We start from the raw sequence: 26,506 nt of genomic DNA on the forward strand, positions 1-26,506 counted from the left end.
TTTTTTTTGTTCTTACAACGAACTGTACATGAAGGAATCAATCCTTATCAAACTCGAGGCTTCACGCCGGGAGCTGCTGGATCTGGGACTACGTAACCCCTTGTTGAATTACCGTTTACCCCTTAGCAGAGGAGTGCATATTGAGCAGGAAAGCATTGCCAATATATATGAGGTATTGGTGAAGCAGGGGAAGGCGATGACTTTTCTACCTAAAACTGATCCGAAAGAAAAGAAAGAAAAAGAGGGGGAAGTTTCCGAACCACCGTTACCATTGCAGGAGCCGGAGGAAATAGTATACGATACGCGTCTGCAGACAACTGAAACAGCCGCTGCATTGCAGAACAGGTTGTTAAATACTTACTATGCTGCACGTACCAGCCTGGAAGAACAGGGTGTGAATATTCTGTTTCTGACTTTAGGTATGTTGAAATGGTATGAAAGAGATAATGGCAAAGAACTAAGACAGGCGCCCCTGATATTAATACCTGTTTCTCTTGAACGTTCCAGTGCCAGAGAAAAATTTCGTTTGCGCTATACCGGTAGTGAGGTAGAAATGAACCTTAGTTTGCAGACTAAGATCAAAGCAGAATTTGGTATTACCTTGCCCGATATGCCGGAGTCGGATGAAATAGCTGTCACCGAATATATAGAGCAGATCGCAGCAACCATCAATGGTATGCAGGACTGGGAAGTTGTTGCTGATGCTGTTGAACTCGGGTTTTTCTCCTTTGGTAAATTAATGTTGTATCATGACCTGGATAGTGATGGATGGCCTGCTGATGAAAAGCCTGCGAATCATCCTATTCTACAAAGTCTTTTCGGAGAAGGGTTTAAAGAGAATGCGTCAGACATTCGTGAAGATGCATTTATTGATACCGAAACAACAGCACATGAACTGCACCAGGTAGTTGATGCGGATGGTTCTCAGTTGCTGGCAATGCTGGCTGTACAGGAAGGCCGCAATCTGGTAATACAGGGACCTCCCGGTACAGGTAAATCTCAAACCATTACTAACCTTATTGCCAATGCAGTTGGTGAAGGAAAGAAGGTATTGTTCGTTGCTGAGAAAATGGCTGCACTGGAAGTAGTGAAACGCAGACTGGATAGTATACAACTGGGAGAAGCCTGTCTTGAGTTGCATAGTCATAAGGCAAATAAGAAAGAGCTGCATCAGGAATTAAGAAGAACACTGGAACTGGGCAAGCCGGCCATTCTGCAGTTACAGCAGGAAGTAACATTATTGGATGATTACAGGAAAGAGTTAAATGAGTATAGTACTGCTGTAAATACGCCTGTCGGAGAAAGTGGTATTACTCCGCATCAGTTGATGGGATACCTGTTGAAACTGAAAGAGCAGTTTGCGACAATAGCATTACCGCGTATCGCCATACCAGATATAGATGCATGGAATGCACTACGCATGCAACGTGCAGAAGCAATGGCGACAAGGATTGAAAACAGGTTAGGCGAAACAGGTATTCCTTCAGCATTGTTATTCTGGGGATGTGAGTTAACAGTATTGACACCTGCCGGCCAGGATAAATTAATACCCATACTTCAGAAAGCAGAAAGCACTACTACAGCCTTACAACATGAAAGTGCTGTTATTGCCGGCCAGGTAGGATTGCCAATGCCGCTCAACAGGAAATACAGCATGGACCTGTCTTTCTTTGTACAACTGGCTTCCGTGCGTCCGGATATAGCTGGTGTACATTTGAAGCACCCGGCATGGTTGCAACAGAAAGACGATATCAAAGAACTGATCGAAACAGGTAAGCGGCTGCGTAAGATACATCAGCTCTATGATGCTGTGCTGATACCGGAAGCATGGGATCAGCAGGTACTTGAAATGCGTCAGAACTTACTGGCGTATGGCGATAAGTGGTATAAGTTTTTAAAAGGCGATTATAATAAAACCAACCGTCAGCTGGCTGCTTTATATAAAACGGGAGCGCCTGATGATCTGCAGGCGAAATTAGCATGTATCGATGCTATTCTTGAAGCGAGACGGTTAAGTAAATTATTGCAGGAGTATGAGACCTTAGCAAAAGAATTGTTTGTACAGCGTTGGCAGAAAGGGCAAACCAACTGGGAATTGCTTGAGAATATAGCTAACTATTTAACAGAAGTGCATAAGCAGATCGGTTACGGTACATGCTCTTCCGTAATATTAGATTACCTGGAAAAAAATGAACCGGTAGAAACAGCTAAGCGATATTATGATACGCTGCTAACACTTCTATCGCAACAGGGAGCGGCTATAGATGCCGTAACAACTGCATTCGCCTTTAATGATAAAAAGCGCTTCCGAGATATCACACCATTACTGCAAAGACCCTATGAAGATCAGATCCTGCTGATGCAGTCATGGATCAACGGATTGCCTGAAATACATCACACCATCTCCTGGAACAATCTGGTAGAAACCGCTGTAGCGGAAGGATTGCAGACATTGACAGATGCAGTTGCATATTGGCCGGAAAGTGTAACCGCATTAAAAGGAGCATTGCAGAAAACATGGTATGAATATCTCTGGGAAAAAGCGTTGATAGCACATGCATCATTGCGCAAGTTTGAGAGATCAAGTCATGAAGCTGCGATAAAACAATTTGTAAAATTAGATACGCTTAACCTCCAATATAACAGGGCGCGGGCTGCATTAAAACATTGGGATGGGGTACCACCACTGGAAGCCGGCGGGCAGGTAAATGTACTGCGGACGGAGTTTAACAAGAAGGCACGTCATATGCCTATACGTAAATTAATGCAGGCTGCAGGACTGGCAATACAGGCTATCAAACCTGTTTTCATGATGAGCCCTCTTTCTATTGCAAACTTCTTACCACCAGGTGCGTTACAATTTGATCTTGTGATATTTGATGAAGCGAGCCAGGTAAGGCCGGTGGATGCACTCGGCGCATTATTGAGAGGAAAACAACTGGTTGTAGTAGGCGATAGCAAACAGCTGCCACCAAGTACATTCTTTGATTCTCTGATGAAAGAAGTAGATGATGAAGAGAATGTCACTGCTGATATGCCGAGCATATTAGGTATGTGCGATGCACAGGGTGCGCCGCAGAGAATGTTGCGCTGGCATTACCGCAGCAGACATGAATCGTTGATCAGTATGTCTAATCATGAATTCTATGAAGACAAATTAGTGATCTTTCCAAGTCCTGGAGCGGAGCACAAAATGGGATTAGTATATCATCATTTAAAAGATGCGACATACGACCGTGGTAAGACCAGAACAAATCAGCGGGAAGCAGATGCAATTACTGAGGCCGTGATCGAACATGCCCTGCATCATCCGGAGCTGAGCCTTGGTGTTGTTGCCTTCAGCTCTGCGCAAATGCAGGCTATACAGCAATCGCTGGAAGCGGCCAGGAAGAAAATGCCCGAGGTGGAAATGTTCTTTAAAGCACATCCGCATGAACCATTTTTTGTAAAGAACCTGGAGAATGTTCAGGGGGATGAACGTGATGTGATCTTTATCAGTATTGGTTATGGCCGCACACCGGAAGGCACGGTGAACCTGTCTTTCGGACCACTAAATAACGAAGGCGGTGAGAAAAGATTAAATGTATTGATCACCAGGGCAAAGCAACGCTGTGAAGTATTTACCAATCTTACTGCCGATGATATTGATCTGAGTAAAACAGAAAGTGAAGGCGTACGTGCGCTCAAGAACTTCCTGTATTTCGCACAACATGGATCAATGCAAAGCGGATATACGGAAGGCTTACCTGTAAACATTCCTTTTGAGATGCTTGTTGCCGATCATCTGACAGCAGCGGGTTACAATGTAAAGAAGCAGATAGGCAGTAAGGGATTTTATATTGACCTCGCAGTAGTTGATCCGCAGCATCCGGGTAAATATTTGCTGGGTATTATGTGCGATGGGGCCGCATATCATGCTGCACGTTCTGCAAAAGACAGAGACAGATTGCGCCAGCAGGTGCTGGAGAATATGGGCTGGAACATTTACAACGTATGGAGTACAGATTGGTTTCGGCATCCGGAAAGAGAATTGAGAAGATTAATAGCGGCTATTGAAAATGCAAGGGGAGGACAGGAGGATGTTCAAGGCAATATACCTGAGGAAGATTATACGATGATAAGAGAAGATGAAGAGGAGGGAAGTGATGTACCGTTATACGAGATGGCAGTATTACCGGAAGAAATAGCAACAAAAGATCTGCACCAGCATCCGGCTGAGAAATTAAGATCATGGCTGGAAATGGTAGTACGGGTGGAAAGCCCCGTTCATGTGGAGGAAGTGACCCGCCGGATACTTGAGGCCGCAGATGTATCGCGTGTAGGTAACAGGATACGTGAAGTGTTGAAACAGGCTATTGCAGATGCAGTTGGTAATGACTCCGTAGTAGTAAGGGATGAATTCCTATGGGATGCGGCTATGCTTACGCCATTGGTGCGCAGCAGGGCAAACCTTCCTGCCGCATCCCGCAGAATGACTTACATCGCAGCGGAAGAGTTACAGGCTGTAATTGAAAAAGTAGTGGGCGACGCAATTGCTATCACCATGGTTGCAGCTATTCCCGTCATTGCAAAGACACTGGGTTTTGCACGCGTCACAGAAGATCTGAGAGCTGACCTGCAGGAAGCCGTTGAAAAGGCGCTGGCAGATGGGATCATTTACCAGGATGATGAATGGTTAAAAGTGAAATGATCACTTTTTCAATATCAGATCTTCTTTAGCAGCCCAGCTGTTGATATCCTGTTTGCTAAGTGCAGCAGCCATCATGTCGGGAAACTTGTCCGGCGTACAGGCAAAAACAGGGATACCCAGATTGGAGAAGAATTGTGCATTGCTGTGATCATAGGCGGGCGCACCATCGTCGTTCAATGCAAGTAACACAATTACCTGTACTCCTGCTGCGATGAGTTCTGCAGCACGTTTTCGCATATTATCATCACTGCCTCCTTCAAAGAGGTCTGTGATCAGCACAAGTACTGTATCAGCAGGTTTTGTAATGATCTGCTGGCAGTACGACAGTGCAACATGGATATCGGTACCGCCTCCCAGCTGTACGCCAAATAGAAGATCAACAGGATCATCCAGTTCTTCTGTAAGATCAGCAACAGCAGTATCGAATACGATCATACGGGTTTTGATAGCAGGTATTGACGCCATTACAGACCCGAAGATGCCTGAGTAAACCACGGAAGTGCCCATTGATCCGCTCTGATCGAGACACAGTACAACGTCTTTCAGAGAAGTCGTTTTACGTCCATAACCGATGCGGGTTTCAGGGATAATTGTTTTGTATTCCGGTTGATAATGCTGTAAGTTCTTAAGTATAGTAGCATGCCAGTTGATCTCATTGTAGCGCGGCCTCCTGTTACGAACGCTTCTGTGAAGGCTGCCTGTAATTGCTTGTAGTGTTGGTTGTGTCAACTTTTTCAGCAATTCGTCCACTACTCTTTTTACCACCTGTTTCGCAGTATCTCTTGTCTTATCAGGAATAGCATGCCGCAATGTTAGCAATGTAGCGACCAGGTGCACATCCGGTTCCACATTCTCCAACATTTCTTTCTCCAGCAGCATCTGTGTGATATTCAAACGTTGTAAGGCATCGCGTTGCATTACCTGGACAACGGAAGCAGGGAAAAATGTGCGGATATCTCCCAGCCAGCGGCTTACATTGGGAGAGGAGGGGCCGAGACCTCCTTTTTTCTCACTGTCATAAAGCGCCTCCAGGGTTTTGTCCATTTGCAGTTCCTGTCCGCTGAGAGAGAAACCTGTACCGTCAGCATCATTGCCACCCAATACGAGACGCCATTTATTCAGATCATCCATACTTCGTTATTTAATACCTAACATTTGTAATACTACAGGTACGCCTTTCAATGCTCTTGTTGTATCGATGTTGTCCAGCTCCTGTTGATGAATGCCGGAGTTGCCGGCAGTGCCACCTTTCGCCTTTTCACCCAGCTTTCTTCTTTCAGGTTTACTGAAATTGGAAAAGGTTCTCCGTAATAAGGGAAGTAATTGTTTGAAGGCATCTTCTTCCAGTTGATGCATCCAGTTATATACCACCGTCCAGAGGTCGTTGTCTACAAGCAATAAGGTACCACTACCTTTCAGGAAGCCTTCCAGCCATGCAGCGGATATTGCAGGTGGTATAGCGGCAGACATGGCATAACTGAAGGTCTTTACCAGTTCGTTACCTGCAATTTGCCTGTGATCTGTCAACAATCTCGTGGCATATCCTCCGATGATGGGAGCGGTACTATCATTGCCTGCTATCTTGGAGAGCGTGTGTTGCCATTGTGCGGTAAGATCTGCTTCCTGTAATATCAGGATAGCGTCGTTCATACCATAGACAAGGTCCAGCAGTTCTGTTGCAGCATCATCCGCTATAGAGATACAGGCGGCCGGCAGACTGACGCATATACGTGTGATCATTCCGGCAATGATATTTTCAACCAGCGAGGCATCCGTCTTTCTCACGTTTCCATACCGGCTGATCTGCACCAGGCCTGGTATGACCGTCATTAATTGCATTACGTCGCCGGTAGCAGCGGCAAGATTATTCACCTGCTGTACCAATACCTCAACAGCAGTATGCAATTCAGCTGGTATGGCGGCTTCCAGCAAAGTACATACTTCATTCAGGGAGGTAGTGGTACGTGCCTGATGCTGAACATATTGAGAGGAGGCTTCTTCCACTGTATTGCCCCAGCTGCCTTTATCAATGATATCTATTGAAAAACCGGGATCCCATTGAAGGCGCCACTGTTCTTTAAAGGTTCCCTTTCCTGAGGCGCCGTATCGTTGGCCCCATTGGATGCCCAGCATTTCCAGCCGGTGTAGCAGGATGCTTCGTTCAAGATCTGTTTCCTTACGGAGATCAAGTACGTAATCTTTAAAGTCGGCGGTCTGTGGCAGGCGTAACCTTTTTTGCTGTTTTTCGATATCGGTCTGTAAGGGAGGCTTGGGAATATCTGATGGAACGTCTCCGATCTTATCGCTGACAATGAGCTCATTGTTGATCAGCTGCATCATGAAGTCTTCCCCGTTGCAAAGCACACTGAGTGTGGCTTCGTTCAGTTCTTCCAACCCTGGTTTGGGCAGATGCCGGAGTGCTGTCAATGCAGCCGAAAGACGAACGGCTTCCAGTACATGTGCTACTGATATATCTTTTTGCTGTTCCCGGAATAGTTTTGCTACGCGGGCCATCCAGCGGGTGCCATCGTCTGCAGGGTAACGCCAGTTATGCTCATACCATCCGGGAGAATTGATACCGGCGCCATAACCACTGCTATAACTCAGGCGGTTGTAGGTCCAGGGGATCCAGGTAGCAGCTACTTTTACTTTGGGAAGCCCTTTCAGCAGGTCATTATCATCTTTCGCTTTGGGCATGTCGGTGAGCGCAGGAGCATGCCATGCACCACAAACGACAGCGATCTCTGTGAACATTTCCCGCTCTGCCTGGCGAATAGTTTTGCGCATATGTGCTTCACGCAACTGTTCTACCCGGTCGTAGGGAAGGCGGAGATCCTGGCGTAATGCCTGCATACCTTCGGATATAGCAATAAATACATCTTCCGGGTGTTGCCTGTATTCAAACATATGTTCCCACCATTTCTCTTCATCTGCAAAGCCAGCTGCCCCGGCCAGATAAGCAATGGGATTATATTTAACAGTACGGGCATCAGGTATATGAGGAGCCAGTGTATTGTTTAGCGAGGGCGCTTCTTCCGTATCAGTCTTCGGTTCCCGGGCGGCCCTTATATCAAACTGGTGTGCCACGGGTAAATCCATGAAACGTACCGGTATCCTGTTTTTACGGGCATATAAAATGGCCTGCCATTCCGGAGAGAATTCGGCAAATGGATAGAATACTGCTTTTTGAGGAGCTTCCGGCTGATAACAAAGAATCGCTACCGGCGGCACCAGGTGTTCATTACCGACCCATTCCAGTATACCGTCTGCTTCAGGCGGCCCTTCCACCAGTACAATGTCGGGCTTAGTCTTCTCCAGGTAGTCTTTTACATTTCTGGCGGAGCCGGGTCCATGATGTCGTATGCCTAATATGTGTATTGACATAAGATCTGTTTATAGGTCGCGGCAGGCGCGGTAAATATCTTTCCAGTCTTCACGATTCTTCACCACTGTTTCCAGGTATTCCTGCCATACCAGTTTGTCCTGTACAGGGTCTTTTAATACCGCACCGATAATACCAGCAGCCAGGTCTGTTGCTTTCAGTTGGCCATCGCCAAAATAGGCCGCCATCGCCAGACCGTTATTCACAACAGATATTGCTTCTGCTGTGCTGAGCGTACCACTGGGCACTTTTATCCTGGTCTTTCCGTCTGTAGTAACGCCACTTCTCAATTCACGAAAGATGGTCACAATACGCCGGATCTCTTCTACTGCAGGCTTTTCCGCAGGCAGTTCCATTACTTTCTCATAGCTTTCCACGCGGCGTTTCACAATATCTATTTCTTCTTCCATGGACTCCGGCACAGGTAATATCACGGTGTTGAAACGGCGCTTTAAGGCGCTGGAGAGATCGTTTACACCCTTGTCCCTGTTATTGGCAGTGGCAATGATGTTAAAGCCTTTTTGAGCCATTACAGCCGTGTTCAGTTCGGGTACCGGTAATGTCTTTTCAGACAGTATGGTGATCAGGGTGTCCTGTACGTCGGCACTGATACGCGTCAACTCTTCTATCCTGGCTATTTTTCCGGTCTGCATAGCGCGCATTACCGGCGTTTCCACCAGTGCTTTTTCTGATGGGCCTTCTGCCAATAGTCGTGCATAGTTCCAGCCATACCGGATGGCTTCTTCTCCAGTGCCTGCTGTACCTTGTACGATCAGTGTGGAATCTCCGCTGATAGCGGCAGACAGGTGTTCGCTCACCCAGCTTTTGGCGGTACCGGGCAGTCCGTATAAAAGTAAGGCCCTGTCAGTAGTAAGCGTCGCAACCGCGATTTCAATAAGTCTGCGGTTGCCGATATATTTAGGCTGTACTTCAAACCCGTTTTTCAGGCGTCCTCCCATCAGATAAGTAACTACTGCCTGCGGGGATAATTGCCAGGAGTAAGGACGCTTTTCAGTATCCTGCTTTTTCAGCTCTTCCAGTTCCTCCAGGAACAATTGTTCGGCATGTTGACGTAGTACGTTTGACATCTTTATATGCTTGAAAGTGATCGTTTGAATTTATAAATTATTTGAAAGCATTGCTGATCTCTACTTTACAGGACAATAGCTTTCGTATATGCTCGCTGGTATTTCTCCAGGTAGCCTGATATGCAGGTTCTTCCGGCGCCAGTTTTTCCAGTTCATCTGTTATGGCCGGCGGAAGTTGCAGTACGTGTTTATCAAAGAAATTGCGGGTGTACTGATAAGGATTGCGTGCCATCCACCTTAAAACTTCGCTGGTAATTTCAAGCCCCCATTCATCTGTACGGTTGCTCAGGTAATTAATAACGTCCTGCGGATGGTTACTGAACAGGCGTAAAGCATATGCTTCCTGTTCTGCCGCAGGTAGTAAAGGAATGACATCAGGATAAAAGGCGGTACTTTTCTGCAGCAACAATCTTAACCATGCTGCATCCTTAAACCTGCCTGCTGCCAGTATAAGTGCGGGGATGAAACGTTTGCCAAGATCATCTTTTTCAAAAAGCTGGAAAACCTCTTCCTTATCTGTATTAAAATGCGACTCCCACCATGATGGCGGCACGCTGCCCATCAATTGAAAGAGGATGTATGCTTCCTCGCTGACGTTCTTTTCATTGCTTAGGGTGGCGATACCTGAATCGACAATCCTTTTATCCAGCGGCAGCTGTAAGGAAATGTGCAACGACTGGCCTGGTCCACGGGATATAGCTCCTTGCAATATCTGCCAGTAAGACTGTACAATGAAAGAGGAGGGAACCTGTTTCAGGAGTGCCCATATTTCATCTTTTACCTTCTGGTTTTTCTCCTGCAGTGATTCCAGCCAGGAAAGATCCTCTTCAGAGATATTGATGCGCATGATCTTCAGGAATTCTGTCCTGGTGGAAATATTCTCCTGAGCCCATGTTTGTTGTAACCATTCGCGGGCCATACCCGGATAGGATTGCCTTATTTCCTGTAATACCTGTCTGCGGTCTTCAGCACTACCGGTCTGCCAGCGATCTTCGTTGCTTACAGCAAAAGGGAACTGCCAGTCGGGATTCATACTGCTTAGCCATTGCCCTCGTTTTCCACATACCGTCATGGCCAGATGGCGGATGCGTTTCTGGGAAACAGCAATATCTAACAGTACCGGAACATATTCCGGGACAACGATCCGTCCTTTGTTATGACAAGCTTCCAGCCAGTAGGTAACCAGTGGTAACAGGTCCATGTCGAGCGCGTCCTGTAATGCATAAATAGCGCGGGTACTACAATATGGGTGTTCTTCTGCAGGCGCGGGTGCAAGAGAAACGCCGCTGTTGTTGACCGGGTTCACGCCGCTTTGCCTGTAGTTCAGCATTACTGCAGCGATGTGCAGGAACTGTGTCTCCGCATCGAAGCTTTTGTTCCCCATTATCTTTTCAGCCACAGGCGCCAGATCGGCCGGAAGATCAGCAGGAGTTAACTGCTTTTTTCCCGTACCCAGTAAAGCGGTGTTGATAATATTATTCCACATGTCCTGCTATAATAATTTATAGGTCCCATTATGCCATACGCCCAGTGGTTCGTATTCCTGCTCTTTTCCCAGCAGTGCCATATCTAATGGATGGCCGCCGCTCAGCGAAAGTAGTTTCCATATATTCCGAAAACCGCTTTTCAGCGGCATGATCTGTTCCCGTTGATCTTTCAGCCACCATGTCAAATTGTGCTGAACGGGAGTGAGCTGTTGTACAATATACGGCCGTTCACTGCGGACAGGCATCTTTTCAGAAAGGGAAGTTTCTGCAGCTGCCAGCTCCTGCCATCCCGGTAATCCGTATGTGTCCTGAAGGGAATTGTTGGTGACCGGTTCTTTGATAATAGCCCTCAGGGGTACATTGGACTGGAAATAGACCAGTTCTGCCTCAATAGACATGCCCGGAGTTAATAACAATTGCGGCCTTGACATACCTCTGGCGTAGAACTGTAGTACAAGTGCAGGTTGAAAAGAGTGAAGGCCGTACAGCCAGTATTTTTCTGTTGTGAGATTATCTTCTTCGGTCGATTGTTTATTGAGTATCAGCCAGGTATCTTTTGTGCCGGCTTGCTGCCGCAGCAATTCCTGGCTTTGTGTAAAGCCAACAAGTGAGCGAAGTTCCTGTTGCAGCGGGGAGGAAAGGGCCTCTCCCTGCAGGAAGCCCTGTGTTACCAGGTAGATCCGGAGGAACTGATCCATGAATTCATGCTGCCAGCCTTCGCTGTAAAAATTGATCTCTGATAGTCCGCGTACCATGCCAGCCAATCCGGGTGCCTGCGCATCCACCATTCTGCGCGCCATGGTCTCCCAATAGGAAGTGCCCTTCTCTGGCAACTGAAGCAGGCCGTTACGCACAATATCTTTCATCCACAGTAACAACTCATAGATGCCATCTTCCACTTTCTGTTGCCTGGCCTGTTGCCGCTTAGCCTGTGCTGTTTCATCGACAGGCTTCTCTTCCTTATCCGGTTGTTTTATCTCCTTTTGAGACCGCTTTTGTAACCAGTCATTCACCCAGGCAGGCGGAACATTATCTGTGAATAATTCCGGCTGTCGTGCATACAAAAGCATTAGCCCAATACCATGTTTACAAGGGAATTTACGGCTGGGGCAACTGCATTTGGACGCAATGTTCTCAGAAAGAGCTATCTGGGTCTGATAAGGTTTGCTGCCACTTCCCTGGCATTCTCCCCATAAGGCCTGTTCACCGGCTCCTTTACTCACCCATTTGGCAGTACCGGCCAATGCCTTTCCGGCTTTCCTGGAAGGTTCATCTGGTGCCAATGCAAGCACCTGTTCTTCTGATAGGCGCAATGGATATAAAGTTTAAAAAGTACTGTATACAAACAATGTTAGGCCAGCAGCGCATGATAGATCCTGGTATATAATATCACCAGGTAAGCTATCAGGATAACGGAATTCAAAACGAGCAACCAATTTATGTCTGTTTGCCGGTATTTATTTTTTATGCAGATGATGGCAAGCGTAAGAAAACCAATAAACAGGATGGCTGGATAGACCAATGTCCATTTACTGGGGAATACCAGATGACCGGTGACCATTTTAGCTTCCCATGACTCACCCTTTCCGGCAATGAGCGGCAGGAGTCCCATGGCCAAAATGATAACAAATATCCTCAGTGCTGTCTTTGCCGCAATTTTGCTGATTTTCTGACTTTTACTTTCCTGTTGCATTGTTTCTTCAAATTTAAAATAACATCCGGTTGCTAAGTTCGGGATTAAAATATTAGGAACCTATTGCCGGTTTGCGGAGATGGGTCCACCAGTGAATAAATATACCCAGCAACAGATTTAAAACGCTGAAGAAAGTCATCCAGGCGTTTTCTCCCGCAAAGCCGCCGATGAATAACCAGGCGAAAAAGTAGAGATGAAACCAGCCAGGCGCCAGCCATGTAACAGCGGGAAGCTTGACCATCGGCAAGGTTCTTGTTTTCCGGAATCCCCGGATGGCAAGTATTGGGAATAAGACGAGCAGGAAGATCAGTTTTTCCCTGCTTGCAATGCCGAATTTATCATGCAGCCAGGTCGACATAGGAAATAGAGATATCCATAATGCGGCCTGGGAAATAAGAATAGATAACAAAGGCGTCATGGCCTGCCAGATACGGGAAATAAGCCTGCCCCGGAAGTGTATTTTTTCAAGCGTACGGGCAAATGTGGAATAGAAGAACACTACGCACAGCCAACCGAAGAAGTTGCCATAGGGAATTCCGAACCATTGAGCTGTAAGGGGCGAGAGGCCTGGTCCCCGGTTTTCCCAGTCCCAATGCCACATGTGCAGGCGATAAGCCACTACGTCCATGCTCAGATCAATATTCAGGGCCAGCAATGCATCAAGTGCAGCGGCAGCAATAAGCGGCAGGCCACGACTGTCGGACACAAGGCGGGAAGTGTAAATGATAATACCCCATCCCATACCGATGCAGATGGGAATGTTGTCAGGCGCATGTCCAAGCATCAGCCAGAACTGGCCATATTTATAGCCGGCGTTGGAAGCGACGTTGACATATTCCAGCAGTAGCCCGAAACCCAGGCCTCCCAGCAGATAGGCAACATGTCCTGTTCCTGTTTTCCATGCATGCAATAATGAGAGGATGAACAGGATGATCATACAGGTTTCTGTAAGCGGATAACAGAAAGGGGGAGGAAAGCCATAAGGCATGTTTGCATAAGGGAACATAGGCAATTATTGTTCTTTATCCATAAAGGAAGTGTGTTTAGTGTCTCTAACCACGGTATAAACGATCAGGGATATAAAGATACAAGCGGTGACGTACCAGTAATACAGTGATTCATGACCTGCCTTCTTGAACTGGAGAGCTATAACCTCAGCAGTACCGCCAAACAGGGCTACTGTAAGTGCATAAGGAAGCCCGACGCCTAATGCGCGGATCTCAGAAGGAAACATTTCTGCCTTCACTACTGCGTTGATGGAAGTATATCCACTTACAATAAGCAGGGCAGCGAGGAGAAGGAAGAAGGCCGTCAGCTCATTCGTTGCATGACTGATGGCCGTCAGAATAGGAACGGTGAGCAATGTACCTAATATCCCGAAGGAAAGTAGCAATGGTTTACGGCCAATTTTATCACTCAGCATACCAAACAAGGGCTGCAGGCAAGCGTAGATGAGCATCAGGAAGAAGGTCAGGACCGTGGACCGTTCTTTGGTAAGATGCACGGTATTTACCAGGAACTTTTGCATGTAGGTGGTATAGGTGTAGAAGGCCAGCGTACCACCCATGGTTAAACCTACAACAGTCAGCACCGCCTTTGGATGTTCTTTCAGCAGTATGATTACAGACCCCCGTTTTTTATTTTCTTTTTCAGTGGTAAGGGTCTCCTGCATATGCTGGCGGATTACCAGGGCGAACAGGGACAATCCTGCACCGATCACAAAAGGGATCCGCCAGCCCCATTCCTGCAATTGTTCGGGAGTAAGAAAGACCTTTTGCAGTAACAATTGTATACCGAGAGCCGTTAGCTGGCCGCCGATGAGCGTTACATACTGAAAGCTGGAATAAAATCCCCGCCGTCCCGGTGTGGAGATCTCACTGAGGTAAGTAGCCGAGGTACCGTATTCACCCCCTACGCTTAATCCCTGCAGGAGTCTTGCCACGAGAAGATATATTGGAGAAAGGTAACCGACGCTTTCATAGGAAGGGGCCAGGGCGATCATCATACTACCCAGGGACATGAGCAGTACAGATAATGTCATTGATACTTTCCGGCCCTTTTGGTCGGCTATACGGCCAAACAACCAGCCTCCGATGGGGCGCATAAGGAAACCGACAGCGAAGACCGCAGCAGAGTCCAGCAGCTGGGCAGTGGTATTTCCCTTAGGAAAGAATACAGGTGCAAAGTACAGGGCGAAGGCAGCGTAGGCGTACCAGTCATACCATTCAACCAGGTTGCCGACAGAGCCGGTAAATATGGCTTTTATACGGTGGACGGTATCATTTTTTTGATAATTGCTCATTATTTGAAAAGGAGGGTAGGTTTCAAAAATAATACAATCGGGGCAATAGTATTATATTGCTAAACAATTAACAGGATAATCAATGGACGCGATCACACAAGCAAAGAAAGCAGCAGGAGAGAAGGCTGCAGCGTTGGTACAGCCCGGTATGCTGGTTGGATTAGGAACAGGGTCAACGGCCTTTTGGGCCATTGAAAAAATTGGCGAAATGGTCAAAGGTGGATTGAACATCCGCGCAGTGGCCACCTCTCTTGCATCCGAAAAACAGGCAAGGGAACTGGGTATTCCCATTACCTCTTTCAGCGAGATACAGCAACTGGATATTGATATAGATGGCGCAGACGAGGTTAGTCACGATCTTCAGATCATTAAAGGGGGCGGCGGTGCTTTATTGCGCGAGAAGATAGTCGCCATGGCCAGCAGAAGAAAGGTGATCGTGGCAGATGAGCGTAAGTATGTAAAGACCCTCGGTAAATTTCCTTTGCCGATAGAGATCATCCCTTTCGGCTGGGAACTGGTGTTCAGAGCGGTGCAATCCCTGCAGGGCGCGCCTACACTGAGAACGAAAGAAGATAAGCCCTATATAACAGACAACGGGAATTATATCCTCGATTGTGCCTTTGGTGCAATTGAAAACCCCGAGCAACTGCATCATCAGCTGAAGGCGATCACCGGGGTTGTAGAAACAGGACTGTTCATCAACATGAAACCGACAGTGATTATCGCCTATGAAAATGGTGAAGTAAAGACGATTTAACAGTACATAACAGTCTTTCTCCATGCACTCAACCCTTCATCTGATTATTGCTGTTATCTGGGTCAGCTCAGAGATACTGCTAAGCCGCTTACTCAGATCGTCACAATCTGATAAAACAAGAGCTGACAAACAGTCCCTCCGGATCATCTGGATCACTATTATGATCGCATTGCCGCTGGCGCATTTGCTTTCACTGCAATTGAACTGGCCGATCAGTGCATCAACGCTGTTGCCGGACGTGGGCTTAGGGATGATTATAGCGGGAATGCTATTCCGGTTTACCGCTATATACACATTGGGGCGGTATTTCACTGTCGATGTGGCTATCCGGACAGATCATAAAATTGTGAAGTTCGGCCTTTACCGGTATCTGCGGCACCCGTCCTACCTGGGCATGCTGATCTCTTTTTTGGGTAATGCACTGGCGTTTAACAACTGGATAGTAGTGCTGATCGGTTTCCTCCCGGTACTGGGAGCGGTGCTCTACAGGATGAAGATAGAAGAGGAACTGCTGGTATCAAATTTCGGGCAGGAGTATATTGATTACAGGAAGGAAACATGGCGGTTAATACCCTTTATATACTGAGTTAAAGTTCATTATTTAAAAAGACACATTATGAGCTATACAAATTTTGTAAAGCCTGCAGAAGCACAGGTGCTTATTAATACCCCGGATGTTCTTTTTATAGATTGCAGTTTTGCGCTGAACGATAAGGAATGGGGCAGAAAAGAATATGAGCAGTCACATATACCAGGCGCAATATATGCTGACCTGGATAAAGACCTTTCAGGAGCGATCATAGCGGGAGTAACGGGGCGCCACCCCCTTCCGGAGAAGCGTGACCTCGAAGCAAAGTTCGCTGCATGGGGTATTGCGCCAACCACGCAGGTAATTGCCTACGATGCCGGCGCTGGCTTTATGGCTGCCGCCAGGCTATGGTGGCTGCTGAAATGGGCGGGGCATGAGAAGGCAGCAGTATTGGACGGTGGAAAAAAGGTGTGGGCCGGGATGGGATTCCCCCTGGAAAGTGGTGTTGTTTCGCCGAAAGCGGGAACATTCACTGCACATTTTAACGATTCCCTGCTGGCCTCCGCAGAAGAAGTCATGGCTGCAACAGCAAAGCATGGCAGTTGTGTGATAGATTCAAGAACGGCAGACAGATATGCCGGGCAGAATGAGACCATTGATCCCGTTGCGGGGCATATCCCGGAGGCTATTTCCAGGCCATTTAATGCGAATATTACGTCCGATGGAGTAGTAGCAGGGCAGGAGACAGTAAGGGCCTATTTTGCGGCTGATTTTGCGAAAGAAGACGTGATCTTCTATTGTGGATCAGGGGTAACTGCGGCATTCAATGTATTATTATCAGCATATGCGGGATATCCTTTGCCAAAGCTGTATGCAGGTTCCTGGAGTGAGTGGATCACTGATCCGGGACGGCCTGTTGCGGTGGGAGCATAAGTTTTAGAAAAAAGGGAAGGCCTCTGAAACTGTATTACCAGTGCAGAGGCCTTCCCTTTTATAACAGGTAGTGGTTTTAGAATTCCAGTACGGTTGCTCCCATGGAAAGCCCCACACCAAAGCCGCTCAACAATACCTTCTTTCCTGGTGTTACAACCTGCTGTTCCAATGCGTTGCCAAGAGCGATGGGAATGGTAGAGGAAACGGTATTCCCGCAATCTTTCATAAAAAGATAGAATTTCTCGGGTGGAATTTTACTCATTCGCCTTACCGTATCCAGCATATACTGGTTTGCCTGGTGAAAGATAAAGACATCAATATTTCCAATTTCCAGGGCATTTTTACCGAGGCAGTCTTTAATTAACCTGGGCACGTTGAAGGCAGTAAAGTCAAAGATCTGTTTTCCGTCCATGAACAGATAATCATCGTTGGAAAGGAATTCATCTTCTGCATACACGTCCTCAGCTATACCTGTTTGCCTGTTCCTGAAAGCGCCATTTTTAACAATAAGATGTGCTGCACCGGAACCGTCGGTTTTATAAGCAAAGTCAAGAATTTTTCCAGCCGGCATATTGGGTCGCGGTGTAGCGGAAATAAGTGTAGCCGCAGCTGCATCGCCGAAAATGGTCTTATTCTTCTTATCGTCAGGATGAATGAATTTCGAGTATGTTTCTGCTGTCAGCAAAAGAACATTCTTTGCCTGCCCACTGGTAATAAGGCCTTTGGCAATACCAAGTCCATAAACAAAACCGGAACACCCCAGGTTAAAATCGAAAGCGCCGATCTCTTTCCTTAATCCTAATCTGTCCTGAAGGATGCAGGCCGTAGTAGGAAGAAAATAGTCAGGACTTTGGGTACACAAGATCAGGAAATCAATTTCGTCTCTGCCAATGGCGCCTTTTTCAAAGAGACGGGTGGCTGCTGCTGCAGCAAGGTCTCCGCTGGTTTGATTTGTGCTGGCATAATATCTGTTCTCAATGCCTGTTTTTGAAGCGATCTTGTCGATCGACCATTCCGGGTGGGCCGCATTTATCTTTTCATTGCTCAGCAGCTCTTCGGGTAAGTAATAAGCGGTCTGTATGAGAAAAGCATCAGGCATCAGCAACATTTTTTTCCACAAAATCGTATACATCACCAATTGTGATGCATGCCTTCAATGCATCAGCACTCATGTCGATATCATATTCATCCTTTATCATGACGAGTATGGACATTCCGGTAAGTGAATCCCAGGAATCAATCTTACGGAACTCACTTTCTAATGTTAATGAGCTCGTCTCGCCAATATATTGTTCCTTAAATTGATTCAAAAAAGTCTGTTTGTCAATCATATGAAAAATGATATATTTTCGTGTTATGGAAACAAATATAGAGAAAAATGTCAGGACTTTGATTGGACGCAAGAACCCGGAGAGTGTCCTGATCCATTCCGATCTGATGCAAGGTTTCGCTGTTGAATTCAAGAGAGGTGGAAAAGAAAAATTTATAGCAGACCATTGCGACAAGTTGTCTCAGTTATTTGGCAATAGCAGCATTTACCAGCCAACATTTAACTATAAATTCCTTCCTGAAAGAAAAACAGATGTGCGGAACAGGCGTTCCGAAGTTGGAGTACTCTCTGAGTATTTCCGGAAAAATATCGCAGAATGGTATACGAGAGACCCTGTTTTTTCTTTCAGCGGCAAAGGCCCTTATACATATAATGAACCGATAAAGACATCTGGTCTGGAAATAGATCCCTTTGATAATACCTCTTTTTTCCATTACCTGTACGTTCAGGATGCGTTGCTGTTCCACTACGGATCAGAGTTTAAACATTCAACCATCCTTCATTATATAGAAAGGAAGCTGGGGACGGTTGTATACCGATATGACAAAATATTCGAAGGAATTGTAGTGGATGGTGAAGAGGAAATAGCGGTTCGTTATAAATATCATGTACGTCCCTGGGGAAAGCATCTGGATTATGACTGGGATAAAATTATAGCAGACCTTGTCAATGCAGGTATCCTATACATGGAAGAAGAGGGGAATACCAGGATCTGCTTTTGCAGTATACGTGAAATGACAGATTTTCTTTTTGAAAAGATGTCTGCGAATCCCTTGTACTCATTAGACAAAGAAACCCTGGATTGGGTTACTCCTGCCCTGGACAAATTAGGGCGTGCATTTACTATATCCGATTTTGAGTAATTAGATCTTTAAACTGAGCGGCGCAATGATGATAGAGCTTTGTAAAGAACTTTTCCCCATTAACAGAAGCATTACCGGCGATGGCGTAAGGGCATCATTAAAAATACTTCAGAAGAGGATACCGATCCGGATGCATGAGGTGCCTTCCGGAACAAAAGTATTTGACTGGACAGTTCCAAAAGAATGGAATGTATCTGAAGCATATGTGATTGATCTGAAGTCCGGAGAACGGATCATAGATTTTAAGAACTGCAATCTGCATCTTGTAGGGTATTCCATTCCGATGGACGCAGTTGTGTCCTGGGAAGAGCTGAACAAACATCTGTTTACAATAGAAGAGCAGCCTACTGCGATACCGTATATCACATCCTATTACAGGGAATTCTGGGGGTTCTGTGTAGCATATAATGAATACCAGCAAATCGACAGGAGTTCATCGTTCCATGTAGTGATTAAGAGTGAGTTAAAGGACGGCCATCTTACCTATGCAGACCTGATCATTCCCGGTGAAACGGAGAAGGAGATCTTTATATCTACTTATGTGTGCCACCCGTCGATGGTAAATAATGAGCTCAGCGGTCCTGTAGTGGCTACGTTTCTGGCAGAATGGCTATTGAAGAAAGAGAAGCGTAAGTACACATATCGTTTCGTATTTATTCCTGAGACAATAGGATCCATCACTTATCTTCATTATCACCTTGATGTCTTAAAGGAAAGAGTGATCGGCGGATATAATCTTTCATGTGTAGGCGATGAGAGAACGTTCTCGTATTTGCCCTCCAGGTATGGTAATACATTGTCTGATAAAATAGCGTTGCATGTGTTGAACAACACAACAACGTTCAGAAAATACTCATTCCTGGACAGGGGAAGCGATGAACGCCAATACTGTGCGCCAGGAGTGGATTTGCCGATCTGTAGTATACTGCGGACGAAATTCGGCGATTATCCGGAATACCATACATCACTGGATAATTTTGACCTGGTAACAGAAAAGGGATTGAGTGGAACCCTGGATGTGTATAAAAAGTGCATAGATCTGTTTGAATTGAATTTTACGCCCAAAGTGAAAGTATTATGCGAACCACAGTTGGGGAAACGGGGACTGTATCCTACTATTTCAACCAAGTCGACAGGAGCCACGGTCAGGAACATGATGAATTTCATTGCATATGCTGATGGCACCAACGACATGATAGATATCTGCAATATAATAGGGGTTCCTTATTGGGATTGTGCGTCTTTTTTACAGCCGCTCCTGGAAAAAGACGTCCTGGAGGCGATAGGCTAGCAGGTAGAAAGACAAAGGCTTTGAAACAAACGTTCCAAAGCCTTTTTTATTGATCAGTGATTGGCGGCCCGGTTATCCATATAACGTTCAAGTACCTTCAGCGGCATATCTCCCTGTGCCAGCAAAGCATCATTGAATTGAATGATATTAAATCGTGTTCCCTGCAATTTTTTATATTTCGCACGCAGGCGTAATATTTCCTGTTCCCCGATCTTATAAGTGAGTGCCTGTCCGGGAATGGCCATATAGCGCTCTACCGACGTAACAGCCTCCTCTTCACTGATAGATTCATGGGCCAGCATATACTTGACAGCATCTTCTCTTGTCATTTTGCCGGTATGGATACCAACATCTAACACCAGCCGGATGGCCCGGTGAATCTCATTATTGAGGGCCCCCATTTGCTGTGGTATATCGGTATAACAGCCCAGTTCTTTGCCGAGCGACTCGCAATACAGTGCCCATCCCTCAGTGAAAGCGGAGAAATTGATCTGTCGTCTGAAGGTTGGCAGCGTCGTATTTTCCTGCTGTAATGAGATCTGGTAATGATGCCCGGGAATGGCTTCATGTATGAAAGTGGCTTCCATACCCAGGAATGTAACATTGATCTTTGTGGGGTCAGGTACCGGGACATAGAATATTCCCGGGCGACTGCCATCCATAGCGCCTATTGTATAAGAAGGGCCATTTTGCGATGCTTCCCGGAAGGCTTCCACTCTTCTGATCTCAAACCTGGCTTTTGGAGCGACGCTAAGCATGGTATGCAGTCGTGGCTTTATCTTATCATAGATCTGCTGGTAAGCCTGTATCACCTCTTCCGGGCTCTTAAAAGGCATGAATTGCCGGTCTGTTCTCAGAAAAACGAAGTACTCCTGCAAGGTGCCCCTGAAACCACTTTGTTCTTTTAATTCCTCCATGGCTTTGGAGATCCGTGTAACTTCCCGGATGCCAGTCTCGTAAATGTCTTCCGGAGAGCGGTCGGTGGTAGTAAAATACCGTACATAATACCTGTATAACTCTTTCCCGCCGGGGATACCAGAGAGCCCGGCCGCATCAGATGCATGTGGCAGATAATCGTTCTTCAGATAGTCTGCAAAGTGTTGGTAGGCCGGCAGCAATACCGAGGTTAATGCCTGCAGAAAGGATTGCCTTAGCTGCTCCTGCTCCGCTGCTGATATGTGGGTGGGGAGGTGGTTTAATGGCAGAAACAGCGGGTTTTTGGCTGTATCCTTTTCAGCGAGGCTTTCCATTTGAGGGATCATTTTCACTACCAGTGCTTTAGGTAATACGATTCCTTTAGAAACGCCTTTTTGCATGTTGCTGATGGCAGTATCTGTCCATGCTGAAAATGCCGTGATGCGCTTAAACCAGTTTTCGTAATCCTTTATTGTTGCAAAAGGTTGTGCGGATTGTCCGGAACCAAGTTGTCCCATTAAAAGCGGGAGAGAAGAGAACTGGTTGACGGGCAGATATTCCGGATGATATTTCATTCTTTCAATATCCATGTCGAGAATCTCTTTCAACACGTCAAACGAAATCTGGTCAGCCGTATTCAGTGTACGTTTGTCATACACCGACAACAGGCGCAGGTACTTTTTGTCAAACTGTTCTTTCTGTTTCAGATAGGGCGCTGATATATCATTAGCCAACAGGTCATTATAACGGGCATCACCTGCAAACGTAGCACTGATAGGATCCTGCTGCAAGCTTTCCTGGTAATAGCTTTCAAAAAGTTGATGCAACCGTACATTGCGCTGTTGACCATCGGCTGTGGCATTGAAAGCACAACAACATACAACCAGGAAGCAGCTGATTTTTAGAGGAACTTGTTTCATAAACGAACCGGGCGCCTTTCTACCCTTGCAGGTACAAAGGTAAAGGGCTGCCTTACCGCAAAATTGTACAGGATTAGCGTGGGGAGGGATCAGATCTTCCTGTATTCTTTGGGAAGCATGGCGGTAAGCTGCTGAAAAGTCCTGGTAAAATGCGCCTGATCAGTAAAGCCACACATATAGGCAATTTCTGTCAATGAATGCGTTTTCGACCGTATTAAAACAAGTGCCCGTTCAATTTTGATCTTTCTCAGGTATTCGCCCAGTGTGCAGGAGAAATACCGGCTGAAGTATTTTGACAAGGTAACCGGGTGAATATTTACATGAGCTGCAAGACTTGCCAGAGATGGTGGTTCATCCCAAAGATCGTTCAGTACAGTTTTGATCTGCAGGGTCCATTCAGGATAATGCTTTTCTATAGTAGGGGTGGAGTCGATCAGGTTTATGCACAATTGCTCCAGGGAAATGCTGCTGCAGGAGTCATTGTAGTAATGTTCCCTTAACAAGCGTAGCAAGCCACCGGCATTAATGATCGGATTGCCTTCATACATCAGGGATTCAGGGGGAATGGCCAGCTGGTATGTTTTAAAGAAACTTTCTTCTATCTCGAGGTTGAATATGCGTGTTCCGGGACGGTAGTGTACATTTTGATGGATCACTCCGGGGTAATAGTACAATCCTGTTCCTGCCATTTGCTGTTCGGCCTTTTTCTCTCTAATTTCCTGGCTGCCACCGGAAAGGATATGGGAGAAGTGTGGGTTTTCATGGCAATGCCAGTCAGAAGTAAGGTTCTCAGGGAAGATGGTCTCACTGGTGATGATATATCCGGTGTTATGTTCCTTCACCTTCGATCCGACGTAACAGCCTTTGGAAAGCACAACAGGATTGTTCATGCGAATACTTTTAAAGTTGGAATATGGTCAAAGGTAGGGGTTAAAACAGCCGCAGCAAACATATGATGAAAATGCTACAAATGTGTTATTTTTAGCGTAAGTGAACATAACCCTAGCGCCCATGAACACCAGAAAACTTCCCACAAAAGAGGACCTCATACCACTGTGGCAAATGTTAAACTCATTTCATCCTGTAGGAAAAGGAATTGAACAGCATTTGTTGAAAAGTATCTATTGTTGTAGCATCTCCAAGGGAAAACATCTGCTACGGAACGGAGAAATAAGTCACAGCCTTTATTTTATCAGAAAAGGATTATTAAGGGGCTTTATTAAAGAAGAGAATAAAGAGATCACCACCTGGTTTGCCATGGAAAATGAAATGGTTTCGGGGATCCGGAGCTTTTTGCTGCAGGTAGAAACGGTGGAAAATATACAGGCGGTAGAAGACTGTGAATTGCTGGCAATTAGTTTTTCTGATCTGACTAAAATATATGAGAAGTATCCTTCGTTCAATATTACCGGCCGGAAAATAACAGAGTTCCATTACACGTCTGCAGAAAACAGGGCATATATTACAAGGCTCCATGATGCAGAAAAGAAATATGCACTTTTCCTGGAATTCTATCCCCAGCTTGCCAATCGTGTACAACTTACCTATGTAGCCTCTTTTTTGGGGATAACCAATGAAACATTAAGCAGGGTACGGGCCAAAACCTCCGCCAGGAAGAAGCCAGTATAAAAATAAAAATTGATATATATCAAAAAAACGACCTTGACAGGCGGTGTTTCTTCCTCAGATAAATACGCTTGAAGCTTTGCTATGTCTGCATTTCGGCGTTTTTCATTTTAAAAAGTGTCTTTTAGACAGTTTTCCGCAGGTTGCGGTGTATCGCCAATTCTGTCTAATTTTCCGGCACAATGTGAATGAAACATTGTCATGAAAGAAGAGATAACCAGTAAAGTGTGAAATGACTGTACCTGCTTTTTAAAGTATTTTATTTCTAAGAGAACATGTAAACGAAAACATGTAAAAAACATGACTGTAGCTAATTTTCGAGCCAATTTACTTTTATAGACAGATGTAATTGTCCCAATACCTATACCTATGAATGCCAGTGAAAAGTGGCCGGTATTTTCATGCCGGTATACTATTAGCACAACAAGTTAACCATTTAACCACTACTCAAGGGGAACACGGGAGGCCGGAGAATGTCTTCTTCTTCGGTCCCGGTTCCCTGCCGAGTAAAGTAGCATCGGAATTTTTCTAACTATTCCAGTCTTTTCTGTTTTACATGATGATATTGTTCCGTGCCGGTGGGCAACGCTATTGTTTTCAAGTTAGTTGAAAGGGAAGAATGGCCGTTACATCAGGCTTTGAATTTCATTAATCCTCCGTGGGCGTATATGTAAGGGGCGCAAACATCTTCCAGCAGCTCTTTTCTTCAATCTGGTTTTCAGTACGGAGGGGGAGTACATCTTCAGTTCATGGATCGGCGTTTCATTATACTGACGTAATCGTACCTTTGGCGCTCTCAAGTGTTCCCGAATATCATCTGGAATGTTTAGTTTACGATAACCTTAGCTTACAGTTGCTTGGTGTATGAACCTCATTGTCTTTTTAATACGGGCTTTCACTGGTGCTTTCTTTCTGTTGCTGGCAGCAATATCGATGGATCCTACCTTGTCCAAAAATAATCCCGAATGGCATGCCAGCTATGCAGCTGCTTTTGCTTCGCTTTTGCTGGCCGCAATGTATTTCTGGTCTTTGTTTGTTGAGGCTAAGCGTAGAAAAGTGGTAGCAAGGTGGCCCACAGCGAGATCCTTTACTGTCAGAAGACTTTTTACTTTTGGTCGATGGTGGCTGGCCTATACACTTGGGATGGCAGCAGGGGCTTTTTTTTTGGAACTGAAATTCACTTGTGGCATTCTTTTACTGATAGTTGTGGCATGGCTGATGCCGCCCCTGGATTGGCTGCTGTTTGCGCCTGGGCCTGAGATGGCGGTCCGGCTGAAGGGAAAGGGTAATGCTGCGATTCTCAGGGCATTCTCCAACCTGGGGGGGGGTGCCGCCGTTATTGCCATCGGCTACTATGCTCAGAAGAATGAAGTTGTTGCAATTGGTATGCTGCTTACAAGCATCGGCCTGCTGTTGTCGGCTCCCGTTGTTTTGTTTGTCAAGGGAGGCTGGAAGGGGCTCTCACTTAAGCCAGTGTTGCTACCAGCAGCCACGCCATATCTGCCAGTTGAAACATCTGCAGGACGTCCTATACCAGTCAGCGAGGGCCGGGTACAACGAGGGCCTTCTCCCAAAAGACAAACCAGACGTAAATACTACAGCGCTAAAGCGTGGTATTGGAACTGGCCCATTCCCCCAGGCGGGCAACGCTATCCGCTTGATGAACAGAACTTTAATTTTTTAATCAGAGGTTTTGAAGAAAGCTGGCTTGAGTCAAAAGAGTACTATCAGCGGCTTGGTTATCATCGAGATCCACCGGCATTTATACGAGAGATCATAGCGGAAGTCGAAACCTATATTCAATCCATGGAACTCCGTCCCGAATTGCTGATACACAATAACTCCATGAGTCTTAGGCGGGGGATTGCCGGCTTTATCCCTCATGAAGTAGGTAAGATCTGGCAGGAAGACAGGCGATTGCGATCGCTTTATCAGGCCACCCGGTGGTTTGTTGATAACCAGGCGAAACTGTCTATCATGCCCTTTCGTGCTATTGCGCCACATATTGCTGAATATCGGGCTATGATAAATCTTGTTAAGCATCTCAGGCACTCGTTGAGCCGTATGCGTGGACAGGAGGTAAAAAAATTATCTGATCCAATAAATAAACCAATGCAAACAGAAGAGAAAATTCCTATTGTCTTTATTTCTTATTCCTGGGACACTCCGGAACATGAGAATTGGGTAATCCGGTTAGCAACCAGGCTTCGTGAGAACGGGGTTGACGCCATTTTAGATAAATGGGATCTCGGGCTTCTCGGGAACCTTTTGCCACATTTTATGGAGACATCAATATCTAAATCAGATAGGGTTATTTGTGTAATGACACCGAATTATAAAAAGAAAACGGAGAACCTCGCAGGTGGTGTAGGTTACGAGTATTCGATTATAACTGCTGAAATATTTGCAGATAGTATCAATACATCAAAGTTTATACCTCTGATCAGGAGAGGTACTGATATAGATGCAATTCCAGTTGCATTGAGAGGGCGAAAGTATGTTGATATGAGAAATGATGCCGAATTTGATGAAAAATTTATTCACGAGTTATTGAGGGATATTCATAATGAGCCGAAATACAGGAAGCCTCCTATAGGTAGCAGAACGAATTTCAATTGATCCGGAAATTCTATTAACTGCCGATAGTTCAGATCCGGTTTATCACTCTTAATGAGCTGAAAAACAACACATTTTTAATCT

At 45.9% G+C, this 26,506-nt stretch carries 20 protein-coding genes; 8 read left to right on the top strand and 12 right to left on the bottom strand.

Going from position 1 to position 26,506, the window contains the following annotated elements; translation table 11 throughout:
- The first annotated feature begins 28 nt into the window (after window positions 1-28).
- The gene (locus tag MYF79_RS03755) at window positions 29-4,690 is read left to right on the top strand and encodes a DUF3320 domain-containing protein (RefSeq protein ID WP_247812623.1); all 4,662 of its coding nucleotides are present in this window, start codon (window positions 29-31) and stop codon (window positions 4,688-4,690) included.
- On the opposite strand, the gene MYF79_RS03760 is transcribed toward MYF79_RS03755, so the two are convergent.
- Genes MYF79_RS03760 through MYF79_RS03795 form a run of 8 tightly spaced genes read right to left on the bottom strand, consistent with a single transcriptional unit; the run spans window position 4,691 to window position 14,642 of the window.
- Complete coding sequence (locus MYF79_RS03760; protein WP_247812624.1) at window positions 4,691-5,821, bottom strand: VWA domain-containing protein; 1,131 nt, start codon at window positions 5,819-5,821, stop codon at window positions 4,691-4,693. It abuts the gene before it with no gap.
- Between the two features lie 6 nt (window positions 5,822-5,827).
- Window positions 5,828-8,074 (bottom strand): DUF5682 family protein, encoded by a 2,247-nt coding sequence (locus MYF79_RS03765; protein ID WP_247812625.1) that lies wholly within the window; start codon window positions 8,072-8,074, stop codon window positions 5,828-5,830.
- A 9-nt stretch (window positions 8,075-8,083) separates the two neighbouring features.
- Entirely contained in the window at window positions 8,084-9,160 is a 1,077-nt protein-coding gene (locus MYF79_RS03770; protein ID WP_247812626.1) for an ATP-binding protein, read from the bottom strand.
- 37 nt (window positions 9,161-9,197) lie between these two features.
- On the bottom strand, window positions 9,198-10,646 hold the full coding sequence (locus tag MYF79_RS03775) for a DUF5691 domain-containing protein (protein ID WP_247812627.1): 1,449 nt from the start codon (window positions 10,644-10,646) through the stop codon (window positions 9,198-9,200).
- Window positions 10,647-10,652: 6 nt separating this feature from the next.
- Window positions 10,653-11,960, bottom strand: coding sequence for an SWIM zinc finger domain-containing protein (locus MYF79_RS03780; RefSeq protein WP_247812628.1), 1,308 nt, complete (start codon window positions 11,958-11,960; stop codon window positions 10,653-10,655).
- Window positions 11,961-11,998: 38 nt separating this feature from the next.
- The gene (locus tag MYF79_RS03785; RefSeq protein WP_247812629.1) at window positions 11,999-12,340 is read right to left on the bottom strand and encodes a hypothetical protein; all 342 of its coding nucleotides are present in this window, start codon (window positions 12,338-12,340) and stop codon (window positions 11,999-12,001) included.
- A gap of 52 nt (window positions 12,341-12,392) precedes the next feature.
- On the bottom strand, window positions 12,393-13,346 hold the full coding sequence (locus MYF79_RS03790; protein WP_247812630.1) for a carotenoid biosynthesis protein: 954 nt from the start codon (window positions 13,344-13,346) through the stop codon (window positions 12,393-12,395).
- A 6-nt stretch (window positions 13,347-13,352) separates the two neighbouring features.
- Entirely contained in the window at window positions 13,353-14,642 is a 1,290-nt protein-coding gene (locus MYF79_RS03795) for an MFS transporter (protein ID WP_247812631.1), read from the bottom strand.
- A gap of 82 nt (window positions 14,643-14,724) precedes the next feature.
- Here MYF79_RS03795 and rpiA point away from each other — a divergent pair, with 82 nt between their 5' ends.
- Genes rpiA through MYF79_RS03810 form a run of 3 tightly spaced genes read left to right on the top strand, consistent with a single transcriptional unit; the run spans window position 14,725 to window position 16,861 of the window.
- Window positions 14,725-15,399: a ribose-5-phosphate isomerase RpiA gene (rpiA, locus tag MYF79_RS03800; RefSeq protein ID WP_247812632.1), complete on the top strand. Its 675-nt coding sequence runs from the start codon at window positions 14,725-14,727 to the stop codon at window positions 15,397-15,399.
- A 22-nt stretch (window positions 15,400-15,421) separates the two neighbouring features.
- The gene (locus MYF79_RS03805; protein WP_247812633.1) at window positions 15,422-15,985 is read left to right on the top strand and encodes a methyltransferase family protein; all 564 of its coding nucleotides are present in this window, start codon (window positions 15,422-15,424) and stop codon (window positions 15,983-15,985) included.
- 30 nt (window positions 15,986-16,015) lie between these two features.
- Window positions 16,016-16,861 carry a sulfurtransferase gene (locus MYF79_RS03810; RefSeq protein WP_247812634.1) on the top strand — a complete coding sequence of 282 codons (846 nt, stop codon included), beginning with the start codon at window positions 16,016-16,018 and terminating at the stop codon, window positions 16,859-16,861.
- A 76-nt stretch (window positions 16,862-16,937) separates the two neighbouring features.
- Here the strand turns inward: MYF79_RS03810 and MYF79_RS03815 are convergent, their stop codons facing one another.
- Complete coding sequence (locus MYF79_RS03815; protein WP_247812635.1) at window positions 16,938-17,960, bottom strand: ketoacyl-ACP synthase III; 1,023 nt, start codon at window positions 17,958-17,960, stop codon at window positions 16,938-16,940.
- The gene (locus MYF79_RS03820; RefSeq protein ID WP_247812636.1) at window positions 17,953-18,192 is read right to left on the bottom strand and encodes an acyl carrier protein; all 240 of its coding nucleotides are present in this window, start codon (window positions 18,190-18,192) and stop codon (window positions 17,953-17,955) included. The genes MYF79_RS03815 and MYF79_RS03820 overlap by 8 nt, the downstream gene beginning before the upstream one ends.
- A 25-nt stretch (window positions 18,193-18,217) precedes the next feature.
- On the opposite strand from MYF79_RS03820, the gene MYF79_RS03825 reads away from it, so the two are divergent.
- Both MYF79_RS03825 and MYF79_RS03830 read left to right on the top strand, forming a co-directional pair.
- Entirely contained in the window at window positions 18,218-19,054 is an 837-nt protein-coding gene (locus tag MYF79_RS03825; RefSeq protein ID WP_247812637.1) for an AAC(3) family N-acetyltransferase, read from the top strand.
- 25 nt (window positions 19,055-19,079) lie between these two features.
- Entirely contained in the window at window positions 19,080-20,345 is a 1,266-nt protein-coding gene (locus MYF79_RS03830; protein WP_247812638.1) for a DUF4910 domain-containing protein, read from the top strand.
- A 53-nt stretch (window positions 20,346-20,398) separates the two neighbouring features.
- On the opposite strand, the gene MYF79_RS03835 is transcribed toward MYF79_RS03830, so the two are convergent.
- On the bottom strand, window positions 20,399-22,180 hold the full coding sequence (locus MYF79_RS03835; RefSeq protein ID WP_247812639.1) for a DUF885 domain-containing protein: 1,782 nt from the start codon (window positions 22,178-22,180) through the stop codon (window positions 20,399-20,401).
- Between the two features lie 89 nt (window positions 22,181-22,269).
- The gene (locus MYF79_RS03840) at window positions 22,270-23,070 is read right to left on the bottom strand and encodes a helix-turn-helix transcriptional regulator (RefSeq protein WP_247812640.1); all 801 of its coding nucleotides are present in this window, start codon (window positions 23,068-23,070) and stop codon (window positions 22,270-22,272) included.
- 121 nt (window positions 23,071-23,191) lie between these two features.
- Between MYF79_RS03840 and MYF79_RS03845 the strand changes: the two genes are divergently transcribed.
- Window positions 23,192-23,809, top strand: coding sequence for a Crp/Fnr family transcriptional regulator (locus MYF79_RS03845; protein WP_247812641.1), 618 nt, complete (start codon window positions 23,192-23,194; stop codon window positions 23,807-23,809).
- Window positions 23,810-24,670: 861 nt separating this feature from the next.
- A complete protein-coding gene (locus tag MYF79_RS03850) occupies window positions 24,671-26,425 on the top strand; it encodes a toll/interleukin-1 receptor domain-containing protein (RefSeq protein WP_247812642.1) in 1,755 nt (584 codons plus the stop codon).
- Window positions 26,426-26,506: the final 81 nt, after the last annotated feature.

It is taken from the genome of Chitinophaga filiformis (assembly GCF_023100805.1).
In the GTDB taxonomy this organism is placed as follows: domain Bacteria; phylum Bacteroidota; class Bacteroidia; order Chitinophagales; family Chitinophagaceae; genus Chitinophaga; species Chitinophaga filiformis_B.